Origin of the sequence: Bacillus timonensis, assembly GCF_004799755.1 — a bacterium.
Taxonomy (GTDB): domain Bacteria; phylum Bacillota; class Bacilli; order Bacillales; family Bacillaceae_L; genus Ferdinandcohnia; species Ferdinandcohnia timonensis_A.
Map to the genome: position 1 here is coordinate 15,627 of NZ_SLUB01000015.1, position 12,525 is coordinate 28,151.

The 12,525-nt window shown below is 38.9% G+C and carries 6 protein-coding genes; 3 read left to right on the plus strand and 3 right to left on the minus strand.

What is annotated here, in order from left to right; genetic code table 11:
• Window positions 1-60 precede the first annotated feature (60 nt).
• Both addA and addB read right to left on the minus strand, forming a co-directional pair.
• Window positions 61-3,819 carry a helicase-exonuclease AddAB subunit AddA gene (gene addA, locus E1I69_RS10430; protein ID WP_136379553.1) on the minus strand — a complete coding sequence of 1,253 codons (3,759 nt, stop codon included), beginning with the start codon at window positions 3,817-3,819 and terminating at the stop codon, window positions 61-63.
• On the minus strand, window positions 3,812-7,300 hold the full coding sequence (gene addB / locus E1I69_RS10435) for a helicase-exonuclease AddAB subunit AddB (RefSeq protein ID WP_136379554.1): 3,489 nt from the start codon (window positions 7,298-7,300) through the stop codon (window positions 3,812-3,814). The genes addA and addB overlap by 8 nt, the downstream gene beginning before the upstream one ends.
• Before the next feature lie 208 nt (window positions 7,301-7,508).
• On the opposite strand from addB, the gene E1I69_RS10440 reads away from it, so the two are divergent.
• The 3 genes from E1I69_RS10440 to E1I69_RS10450 all read left to right on the plus strand — a co-directional run bounded on the left by E1I69_RS10440 (window position 7,509) and on the right by E1I69_RS10450 (window position 12,038).
• Window positions 7,509-10,169, plus strand: a complete 2,661-nt coding sequence (locus E1I69_RS10440; RefSeq protein ID WP_136379555.1) for a cation-translocating P-type ATPase — start codon at window positions 7,509-7,511, stop codon at window positions 10,167-10,169.
• A gap of 142 nt (window positions 10,170-10,311) precedes the next feature.
• Window positions 10,312-10,734 carry a universal stress protein gene (locus tag E1I69_RS10445; protein WP_136379556.1) on the plus strand — a complete coding sequence of 141 codons (423 nt, stop codon included), beginning with the start codon at window positions 10,312-10,314 and terminating at the stop codon, window positions 10,732-10,734.
• Between the two features lie 173 nt (window positions 10,735-10,907).
• Window positions 10,908-12,038: an MFS transporter gene (locus E1I69_RS10450; protein WP_161974878.1), complete on the plus strand. Its 1,131-nt coding sequence runs from the start codon at window positions 10,908-10,910 to the stop codon at window positions 12,036-12,038.
• Window positions 12,039-12,067: 29 nt separating this feature from the next.
• Here the strand turns inward: E1I69_RS10450 and E1I69_RS10455 are convergent, their stop codons facing one another.
• On the minus strand, window positions 12,068-12,523 hold the full coding sequence (locus E1I69_RS10455; RefSeq protein ID WP_136379558.1) for a flavodoxin domain-containing protein: 456 nt from the start codon (window positions 12,521-12,523) through the stop codon (window positions 12,068-12,070).
• Between the last annotated feature and the right edge of the window lie 2 nt (window positions 12,524-12,525).

Sequence of the window (12,525 nt, forward strand, 5' to 3'; positions counted from 1 at the left end):
TTTATAATATCCTAGAACGCGAAAAAAAGTACTGCCCTTAATATGAGCAGTACTTCCCACTTACACCTCTAACAAATGCCCACCATCGAAAAAGTATAAATATCTTTCATTTAGTGGTTTTCTCCATATATATTCGATTGCCTTACTGTATAATTCAAGCTGGACGCGATAGCGGTCTTCTAGTTCAGGCTTTGCATCTTCAAAGCTTCTAAACTTACCTGTAATGGTGTCCGTTTTATAGTCAATCAGAACAATTCCTTTTTCATCCTCAAAAATACAGTCAATAACCCCTTGAATGAGGACATGTTCCTGTTGTTCATCAGACCAATCTGCATAGGCTTCAACTGCAGGAATGGCAACACTAAAAGGAACCTCTCGTCTTACACTTTTAGCCTCTATCATGCGCTGCGCAATCCCGGATTCAAAAAATCCCAGAATACTTGCTACATCGATAACATCTGCCTGTTCTTGCGTTAACAATTCATGATGAACCATTTTTTGAATTTGTTCGCGAAGGGAATCTTCGTTAATTGGTTCACTGAAATTAACATGTTGCATCACCATATGCATTGCGGTCCCACGTTCAGCAGGTGTTAATGATTTTTGCTGCATAAATCGTGGACGATCTGCACTTGCAGCTCTGAAACGAGGAAGAAAAGCCACATCACTATGTTCATCCCTGTTCTCTCGTTGTCTTTTTATCTCTGAGACAGACTGTTTTGAACGCTTATTTGCCGCAGATTTATATGGGTATTGCCATGTTAATTGATGTTCAATTTGATCAGATGCATCACTACTAACCGGAATTGGTTTTCCTTCCTTTAGTGCAGCCTCCATTTGTTCATGCTTGCTTTCTTCTCCAACCTCAATTTTTTGTAATTCCACAGCCGGGATTGTCCGAATCTCCCATTTTGCTGGGTGATTAACAATATCGGCAGGAAGCCCGTCGACTGATTCATCTCCACGAAGTAATTCAGCATCCCTATGTCTAATCAAGCCGGGGCCAATCCAATCCAAATATGATTTAGCTCCAGCTCTTGTATGGTCAGCAATCAACCATTCTTTATTTTGAAGTGTGGCCTGCCATTTACCAAGTTGCTTACCTAAATCCTTTACAGTACCTACTAGATAAAGCTTTTCCTTTGCTCTCGTCAGTGCAACATATAAAACACGCATTTCTTCAGAAATCAGTTCAAGGTGCATTTTTTTCTTAATGGCAAGCATTGGAAGAGTGGGATACGTTACCCGAAGTCTTGGATTTACATATTTTGTTCCAAATCCAAGCTCTTTGTCTAACAAATACTTTTTATTTAAATCCATCATATTAAATTGCTTTGAAAGTCCCGCAACAAACACAACTGGGAATTCAAGTCCTTTACTTTTATGAATGGTCATGAGGCGAACAACATCCTCTTGTTCCCCAAGTGCCCTTGCCGTACCTAAATCATCACCGCGATCTTGCATTCTTTCGATGAAACGCAAGAAACGGAATAAACCTCTAAAGGAAGTCGCTTCATACTGTCGGGCACGGTCATAGAGTGCACGAAGGTTTGCCTGTCGTTGCTTCCCTCCTGGCATGCCCCCAACAAAATCATAAAAATAAGTCTCTCGGTATAGTTGCCAAATCAATTCTGATAAGGAACCTGTTCTCGCTCGAGTACGCCAGCTTTCTAACTTATGATAAAATTCAGCTACCTTATCATGTGTAGCATCATCTGAAGATGCTTCCTCCAAGAATACCTTCAACGCCTCGTAGTAAGGGCTATTTTTTTCATAGGTTCGGATTTTAGCCAACTCATCCGCTTCAAGTCCAACAATTGGTGAACGTAAAACAGATGTAAGCGGAATATCCTGGAATGGATTATCAATCACCTTCAACAAGGACATCATAATCGCGACTTCAGTTGCATCAAAATAGCCTGTTGAAAGATCCGCATAAATCGGAATTCCTTGCTGTTTAAACTCCTCCATAAGTTGCGGAGCCCATGGCATCGAGCGCATCAGAATGACAATATCACGATACGTAATGCTTTTCATTCGATTTTCTTTACGGTCAAACACTTGGAATCCGGTAGAAATCATATCCTTGATTTGCTTTGCCATCGCTCGCGCTTCAAGCTGGGCTGTTTCTAGTTCCGCCTCATCAAATAGGACGATGCTCTCCTCATCTTCTGATTCTTCATCTGCTTTATAGCTTTCGGTTTCCTGTCCATTTTTATCAATTAACACTAATTCTGCAGCCATTTGATTACTTTCGGGATAAGCAGCTCCTAGCTTTAATTCCGCATCATCGTCATATTCAATTTCACCAACAGCTTCTCCCATAATTTGTTTAAACAAATAATTCGTTCCATCCAAGACCTCAGCTCGACTACGGAAGTTCTTCGATAAATCAATTCTTAATCCTGTATTTTCCCCAGAGGGGGTAAACCGTTTGTATTTACTTAAAAATAACATCGGTTCCGCCAGACGGAAGCGATAAATCGACTGCTTCACATCTCCAACCATGAACATATTTCCAGTTGCTTCCCCGTCTTTTGTTACTAGTTTTAAGATCGATTCCTGCACCATATTCGTATCCTGATATTCATCCACAAATGCTTCTTCAAACTGAAGTCGATATTGAAGGGCTGCTTCGGATGGGACAAGCTCGTCAGACGGGTCTTCTTTACGAAGAATTTCCAGACAATAATGCTCTAAATCTGAAAAGTCAACAAGTCCTTTTTCTTCTTTCACCTTCTGAAATCTCTCGCCAAATTCAATCACAAGCTGAACCAGCAATTCAATCGAAGGCTGCATTTCTTTAATATTGTCTATATAGCTTTCCGGAGTTCGACTGAACAAATCTTCTTTTATTTTTTCAACCAGCTTTTTCGCGTCATCTCTTAATTTTGTTACCTGGTCCTTTAGATATTCATCATACTCGTCACCCTTAACAGGCTTTGCTCTACTAAAGACAAGAGTTTGCATTTCATGGTAGAGTGCCGTCCAGGAGTGATTCTTTGCATGTAAAAGTCGGTTTATTTGTTCCAGGTCTGCTTCAATATTTTCTGCTCGAGGGGCTGGTCCACCAGGCATTCGAATGAATTCCATCGCCTGTTCTAAATTGGCTTTTGCACCTTCAAGCTGAAGTGAAATATCGGCTAATAAATATGGAATATAGGGTGTTTGATCCAATGTTTGATCATCCACTCGGTAATCCTCTACAATTTGCTTCAGCCATTCATTAGGTGTTGGATGAGCTCGTGAAAATTCATATAGTTTCCGAATCATATTTTGTAATTCAACATCGGTTCTATCATTTGTAAAGCGGTCAACTAAATCAAAAAATGTTGTGTTTTCAAGATTGCTGTAATGTTCTTCAAATAACTCTTCCATTACTTCATCACGTAAAAGTTCAGCTTCTGTAGAATCAGCAATTCGAAAGCCTGGGTCAATATCAATTATATAATAAAATTTTCGAATGACTTCTAAACAGAAAGAGTGAATAGTAGAGATAGAAGCTCGATTAAGCAAGCTAAGTTGACGTCTAATATGAAGAGAAGCTGGATCTTCTTTTAATGCTTTTTCCAATGCTTCTCCGATTCGATTGCGCATTTCTGCTGCAGACGCATTAGTAAACGTCACAACGAGCAAACGGTCAACATCGACAGGATGTTGATCCGATAAAATTTTACGGATAATCCGTTCTACAAGTACTGCTGTTTTACCCGACCCTGCAGCTGCTGCAACTAAAATATCTTGCCCACTTGAGACAATGGCTTTCCACTGATCATCAGTCCACTGACTTCCTTCTGGCTTTGGTATGAGATTAGTCATGAATTTTCACACCTCCATTCCGAATTTTTTCAAGGATGGCATCTTTGCTTTCATTTGCTAGAACTCGATAGTTATTTTCTTCTAAGCTTTGGTCAAACTGACAAACAGATTTGAACGAACAGAACGTACATGGTGTTTTATCCTTAAGTTTATATGGGGCAATATCAATTTCACCATTTGTAATCCGGTTACCGGTGTTTTTAAAGACGCCACGCACATGATTGCGAAGGTAACCAAGTTCTTCCTCGCTTGCCACCTGTGAATTAGAATAAAAGCTACCGTCTTTCTTGATCGCAGCCGAGACAATTTGAGAGTATCCTGTTCCAAGCGATTGGTCCATTAGACGAACCGATTCCTCGTCTCCTAATAGGAGTCCCTTCATTTTAAATTTCTTAAAAATTTCCTCTTCAATTTTATCCTCAGGAAGCACTTTATTTGAATGAATCAATGGGTCATGGATATGGAAATAAAGAACACCTGCTGGTTTTGCAGTCGTTCCAATCCAATCCTTAGAATGTGTAATAATCACATCCAAATAAGTTAACATTTGCAGGGCGAGCCCATAGTATACTTCTGAAAGATTGAGTGCCTTTTCACTTGATTTATAGTCAATCACTCGTAACAGTACACCTTTTGAGCTTTCTGCTTTATCAACCCTGTCGATTCGACCCACGAGCTCCATTGTGCTTCCATTATCTAAATTAAATCGAATCGGTGGAAGTGGTCCCTTCTTACCAAAGCCTAGCTCAATCCCTACTGGAGCAAAGCCACTTGCTTTCGCATGGTCACTTAAGATTTTCGATGCACGGCTAATAATTTTTTGAAGCTTATGCATGATATAGTGATAGCGATTTGAGCTCAATAAAATTTCCTTCTGTAATCTTGGTGCTAATTCTTCCACCGCTTGTGCAGCAAGCTTATCACATTGTTCTTTTGTTAGATCACGCCAGTCAATCCCATTGATTCGTAAAGAATCAGCAATTTTCTTAAGGGCGGCGTGGAATAAATCACCGATGTCTGGTGATTCCAAGCGAAATACTTTGCGCTCTTTTAGCTGCAACCCATAGCTAGCAAAGTGAGAGAAAGGACAGCCTTGGAAGACTTCCATCCGTGATACACTACCTTGAATATGATCGCCGTATAGGGCTTCTGTTATTTCTTTTGATAGATTTTTCGGTTTGTTTTTATAAAACAAACTGCTTAATACAAGCTGACTCTTGTATTTCATTACATCGTGATTGGCGAAATAGTTATAAACATCCCACCATAAATCCTGAATTGGATACTGCTTTTTCCATGACTGTAATTGTGTAGCCAAAGAAGATAAGGCGACATCGGGATTAACGATATATTCTAACTGCTCGTTTGCTGAGAGCTCTGATGGCTCATTCATGTAAAATTTTTCTTGTACACTTGGAAAAATATCCTTTAGGCGCTTAATAATGGGTGATGGAAGAAGTGATTTTCCTTCTTCATTTGCCAGTGGATAGCTAATATATAAAGCCTCCTCGGAGCTTGTTAGTGCACAATAAATCAGGAAATTTTCATCTAATAATGTTTCCCTACTTCCTGGTGCTAATTGTAGTCCTGCAACTCCAAGGGCTTCACGGTCTGATTCAGAAAATACACCTTCTTCATTCGGGCGGGCAGGTAAGACACCATCATTCGCGCCAATAATAAAGGTACATTTGATGTTTGAAAACCGAGAACGCTCCAAGCTTGCCACAAGCACCTGGTCAATTGCCGGTGGCACAAGCGCAAATCTCATGCTCTCTAGTCCTGTTTCAATCATATTACTGAACATCGTTAGCGACACTTTTTCGTCACCAATAATTTCAACATATTGATCAAGCAGTTCTAAAACAGCATTCCATACTTGGTCGTTTTCCCTAGCTTCTGAAAGCCTTCCGGCAAGCTCTGCATTCAGCTTCATCTCTTCCATTTTTGCTGGGATTTCAAGCTCCTCTAAATATAGGAAGAGCGCCTCACACATGGTCCTACCATCCTTCGCCTTTTGAAGTCGTTTCCCGAGAACAACTAATGGTTCTACAATCATCGTACGAAGCTCGTTAAGCTTGTGCTCGTATTCACGTTCTTTATCTGTTTGCGGCAGGTCTGAATCCTCTAATCCCCTTACGCGCTTATACTTCCAGCGTTCACCATTAGTCCATTTATAGCCCTGAATCCCGTATTCAAGCACATAGTTTTCAAGCTTGTCCATATCTTCTCGGAGTGTGGAAATTTCTTGACCAAATGGATATAAAAGATCTGTTTTGACACAACGAAATACAGATTCATATCGCCAATTGCTGTTAACAACCTCAAGACTTGAACGAATCAGTTCAATTAACGGATGATTTAACATCGAACGCTTTTGGTCAATGAAAAATGGAATGTGATAATCCTGAAAAATGGTTTCAATGATTTCATGATAATCACCAGCATTACGTATCATAATTGCGATATCACGATATCGATAGTTTTTATCTCTTGCTAATGTTTGAATCTCACGTGCAATTCCTTCAATTTCAGCACGCCGATTCACCGCTTGGCTTAACGTAATCGATGCCTGACCATGATATGGAACAGTTGGTCTTTCGTCAAAATAACGTTCTAAATGGGCTAACGAAGGTTCTGAGGAATACCGATGCTGCTCAGTTAACAAAATCGGCTCTTCGATCTTAATCCCATTTTCATTCGCATATTGGATAATAGATTGATAGGTTTTTCCAGTCATTCGGAATAGGCTTAAATCATGCGGTGGAACATCGTAAGCTTTATCAACCGTTAAAGCGATCGTTACTTTTTTAGAGACTTTCATGAGTTGACCTAATACTTCAAGCTCCTGTGGGGTAAAGCTGTGGAACCCATCAATTAAAATTTCTGCCTCTTTTATATAGGTAGATTGAGGAATCTTTTCTGCTAAAAGTCGTAAATAATCCTCGGAATCCACGTATTTCTCAAATAAATGTTTTTCTAATTCATCATATAAAAGCTGTAAGTCATGTAATTTATCGGAAAGTGCTTTGTTTTCAGGTGCAATGGTTTGTTTTTGTTCTTCTAGGATTTCGGGAGTGACGCAATATCGTTTAAACTCTGCGACCATTTCTTCCATTTGGGTAATGAACCCATTTTTATCAGCAGCACGTGAGAATATCTTCAGATCCTGCTTTTTGGAATCAATAATTTTACGAAGGAGCATATTCACCCCAACATTATTGACATGATAACGGCTCATTCCCCCTGTTTCCTGCAGAACACGCCATGCCAAACGCGTAAAACTGAATACTTGGGCTCTCATCATTCCGCCAATTCCAGGGGTACTGATTAAATCATATTCAGATTGAAACGTCATTTGGTCCGGAACTAAATACACAATCGGAAAACCTGTTGGATCGTCAAGAAGCTTTGACCGAATAGCTTCAAGACAAGTATATGATTTCCCAGTACCAGCACGTCCCAGTATAAATTGTAGAGACATATTTTAACCTCCTAAGAGAGTGAATTCGTTCATTCTTATCCTCTAATTGTATCAAAAAATTTGTCGAACATGTAATTCCTGTCCTATCCATATTTTAGAAATGTCGAAGAAAACTCACAAACTTTTATTTTTAGGATGATATAATTTTTGTAAGCACTCCCATATATTTTTAATAGAAGAAGTCATTTTTTAGAAAGAAGTGATGTAAATGTCACAATGGTATAAAAAAACAATAACCGAAGTAGAAACAGAACTATCTACCAATATTGAAAAAGGCCTAGATGAAAGTGAAGCCGTGGAAAGACTTCAAAGGTTTGGTCCTAATTCCTTTGACGAGCATAAAAAAGTTTCGATTTTAAAAATGTTCTGGGATCAAATTAATAGCATGTTAATCTACATCCTTATTGCTGCAGCCGTCATTTCAGCTTTTGTTGGTGAAATCACTGATGCTGCCATTATTTTCATTGTCATCCTGCTCAATGCAGTTATCGGAGTTGTTCAAGAGTCAAAGGCTGAAAAAGCTTTAGAAGAACTAAAGAAGATGTCCACCCCAAAGGCAGTAGTCAAAAGGAATGGAAACCTAAGAGAAGTTCCATCTGAGGAAATTGTCCCGGGCGATATCATCATTTTAGACGCTGGACGCTATGTTCCGGCTGATTTACGTCTTGTGGAAACAGCAAATTTACAAATCGAAGAGTCTGCATTAACAGGTGAATCTGTTCCAGTTGAAAAAGATGGATCCTTAATAACCAATCAAGAAGCTTCAATTGGAGACCAAAAAAATATGGCTTCTATGACAACACTTGCAACCTATGGAAGAGGAATAGGCGTTGTTGTACATACTGGAATGGATACAGAAATCGGAAAGATTGCTGGAATGCTTGGACAGCAACAAAAGGAAACTACACCACTCCAAAAGAAATTAGATGAACTTGGTAAATTTTTAGGGATAGGAGCAATCTTAGTTTCAATCGTTATCTTTTTAATCGGTTTCTTTCAAGGTAGAGAACCGTTGGACATGTTCCTTATTGCTGTTAGTTTGGCGGTTGCTGCTATTCCAGAGGGTCTCCTTGCTATTGTAACGATTGTGCTTGCCATGGGTGTAGGACGAATGATTAAGCACCATGCGATCGTTCGCAAGCTTCCTACCGTGGAAACCCTTGGTGCTGTCAGTGTAATTTGCTCTGACAAAACAGGGACGCTTACGCAAAACAAAATGACTGCTACTACTGTATTTATGGATGATCATCTTCAAGAGATTGATGACATCCCAGCAGAATTTGCACAGAGCCACCCATTTTTTCATGGGATTACTTTATGTAATGATGCCCAAGTTTCAGGTGATCAAAGTACAGGAGATCCAACGGAAATTGCCCTTGTTCAGGCCGGATTGAATAGTGGTTTGCAAAAAGAGGAACTTGAAAAGACGTTCGAACGAATTTTCGAACTTCCCTTTGATTCCGATCGAAAAATGATGACGACTGTACATAGGGAAAATGAAAGCTTAGTTTCGTTTACTAAAGGAGCTTTGGAAAGCATATTGCCAAGGCTAACAGCTTTTTATAGGAATGGGAATGTTATACCGTTTACAGATGACGTGAAGAAAGGTATTCAGGAAGCATCAGAAAAAATGTCTGACAAGGCCTTACGTGTTTTAGCTGTTGCTATGAAAAATGTATCAGAAAATGACCATCTCGATAGCAGCTTAGAATCAGAGTTTATTTTCCTAGGGCTAATCGGTATGATCGATCCTCCACGTGAGGAAGTCAAAGCATCAATTGCTTATTGTACGGATGCAGGTATTCAAACGGTAATGATTACCGGTGACCATCAAAAGACAGCATTGGCAATCGCCTCTGAACTAGGAATTGCTAAGGATGAAGCACAGACGATGACGGGCCAGGAATTACATGAGCTTAGTGATACAGAGCTTCAAGAGAAGGTAAAAAATGTTCGCGTATTTGCGCGGGTTTCTCCTGAACATAAGGTACGAATTGTAAAAGCATTCAAGGAAAATGGTCACATTGCCTCCATGACTGGTGATGGTGTAAATGATGCTCCGTCATTAAAACAGGCAGATGTGGGAGTTGCAATGGGGATTACCGGCACGGACGTCGCAAAAGGAGCTGCAGATATCATCCTTACTGATGATAATTTCGCCACGATTGTATCGGCAGTAGAGCATGGCAGAAATATCTATCAAAATATCAAAAAATCTATCTTATTCTTACTCTCTTGTAACCTTGGAGAAATTACAGCTTTATTCATTGGTATATTACTTGGCTTACCTGCTCCACTTACAGCCGTACAAATTCTTTGGGTGAATCTGATTACAGATACCCTTCCAGCGATTGCATTAGGGATGGACCCTGATGATCCAGACGTAATGAAAGAAAAACCACGTAATCCAAAGGAAAGTATTTTTGCAAAGGGAAATGGAAGCTTCACCGTATTAAATGGGTTGCTCATTGGGTTTATCACATTATTTGCATTTGTAGAAGGTTTGCGTTTCTATTCTGGAGCAAGCTCCATCTTTTCAATCGATTATAGCAGCATTACATCAGATGCATTAGTTCACGCTCAAACAATGGCTTTTATCACATTAAGTGTTTCACAATTGTTTCATTCCTTGAACCTTAGAAGTACAAAGAAATCTATTTTTAAGATTGGACTGTTAACAAACAAATATTTAATCGGCGCGATTTGTTTAGGTATTGCCATTCAAGTCGGACTTGTTTACATTCCGTTTTTCAACAATGTATTTGGAATTCATTTTCTTTCTGTGAATGATTGGCTCTTCATTCTTGGGCTATCCCTTATACCGATTATTGGAAATGAATTTGCTAAAGCATGGAAACGGATCTTTTGAGAATTCGACATTTTTATTATTTCGACATTTTAGTTAACTTTATACCAAACTCTTAATATAGACTTATAATGAAAGTAGGGATTGATGACATTTTGTACACTGTTTGGTCATCAATCCCGTCAATTTGAAGGGGGTCATTCATATGCCTAGATTACTAGTGCCTGTTGACGGTTCTGAGCATTCTATTAAAGCTTTACATTTCGCCTTAAATCAAGCGGTTGAAACCGGTTCTGACATCATTCTCCTCAATGTTCAACCAAGTTATAACACTCCAAATGTAAAGCGCTTTGTTCGGCAAGATCAAATTCAAGCGTATCAACATGAAGAAAGTAAAATCGCGTTTGATAAAGCTTTAGCTGAAACGGAGAACTTCTCTGTTCCAGTGAAAACCAAATTACGAATTGGAGAACCTGGAATTGAAATTTGTACTGAAGCAAGCGAAAGTCAGGTGTCTCAAATTATCATGGGCTATAGGGGTTTAGGTGCAATTAAACGAACAGTTCTCGGTAGTGTTAGCTATAAGGTATTACACGAACCTCCTTGCCCAGTAACCATCGTTCCTTAAAACTATTTTTACAGATGAAGGCGCTATCTATATATAGAAAAAGTGAGAAGATAACCAAGGTATTTTCTCGCTTTTTTGTTTATTAAGGTTCTTTCTTATAATCGATTTCGACAACCTCCATTTTTAACCTGACCTTGCCAGTAAGCATATGTTACAAAAGGGTGGTGGTCCGGTTGAAGAGGTTATATCTTGTCGCGTTATTTCTTATCGTTACAGGGATTTTTGTTGCATCAAATATTTATACGTTTATTCCTATTTATCAAAGTATATCGAATTCAATCCATATTTCTGTTGAACAAGTGGTGGTTGGTGGGAGCATTTTTTCCTTTACTTATGCATGCGGGTTGTTATTCTTTGGACCTATTTCTGAGAAAATTGGAAGAAAAAAAGTCATTCTTCTTGGATTAATCCTTTCATTTTTTGCAACTGGCTTAGTGGGTTTTTCATTTAATGAACAATCACTGTATCTTTTCAGGAGTCTTCAAGGTTTTGCTTTAGGGAGTTTTCCCCCGGTTGCGTTTGCATATATCTTTGATGTATTTCCCGTTCGACACCGTGCGCTCGTGCTAGCCCTTATTAACTGCGGCTTCTTAATTGCGGGAATCCTCGGTCAACTTATTAGTTCGAGCATTACTTATTTCTATGGATGGGAGTATGTATTATTTTGCTTTGCCATTATTTATCTAGTCCTGTTTATTTGCGGTTTGTTTATCCTTTCAACAGTCCCGGTCACTAAACCAGCTAACGCACCATTTTTTCAAGACATTTGTAAAATGATGAAGAGTCCCTCATTAGTCACCTGCTATATGATTACCTTTTCGATTTTACTGACATTTATTTCGTTTTATGACGGAATTGGCCAATACTTACATGAAAAATATTCAATTGACCAACAAACTTTATTTAAAATAAGGGCAATTGGTCTCATTGGTGCATCTTTTTCATTGTTAACAGGGAGATTCGTACGGTATTTGGGTGACCGTCGAACATTATTAATCGGTCTATGTCTTGTAGCAATTAGTTTAAGTTTTCTCCTTTTTATAAATACACCTGCAATGATCGCGATCCTATCCATTCCTTTTATTGCGGCTATTTCTCTCCTCTACCCTTCCCTTATTTCGATCATCGGTAAACTTGGTGAAGAGGCAAGAGGTTCCGCCATTTCATTATATTCATTTACTTTAATGACTGGAGGAAGCCTTGGAGCACTGATATCATCTGTATTAGAGTTTCCGATATTACTTAGAAGTCTAATTGGGTTATTTGTCCTAAATATAATTCTAAGTTTTAAATTAAAAATGTAGAAACCGATGTAAGGATGAAAAGGGTAAAACTAGATAGTGATACCCTTTTCATTTTTTACACGTTCCATGATAACCTCTACAAAGCGCTCAAACCGATGTTCATCTAAAAATTGAGGCATTAATTCAATTTTCAAGGTTGCTGCTAAGTTTGAATGCACAAAAAGCATATCACGAAATTCATCAACTGCCCCACAATAATGGGGATAGCATTGGTCCCCAGTCCCAAATACAGCTGTTACGATATCCTTATTGGATGTGTTCTCAAATGCTCGATAAAGGGAAATCATTTCATTCGGAATATCCCCATTTCCCCAAGTATAGGTACCTATAATAATCGCATCATATGAATCTAATTCATATAATGGAAAATGTTCGTGCTGATAGACATTACACCTGCTAGTGTATCTACTCATATACTTGTAGATGATATTCATCGCTTCCTCTGTATTTCCAGTAACTGATGTATACACAATGGCAATCTTCATTT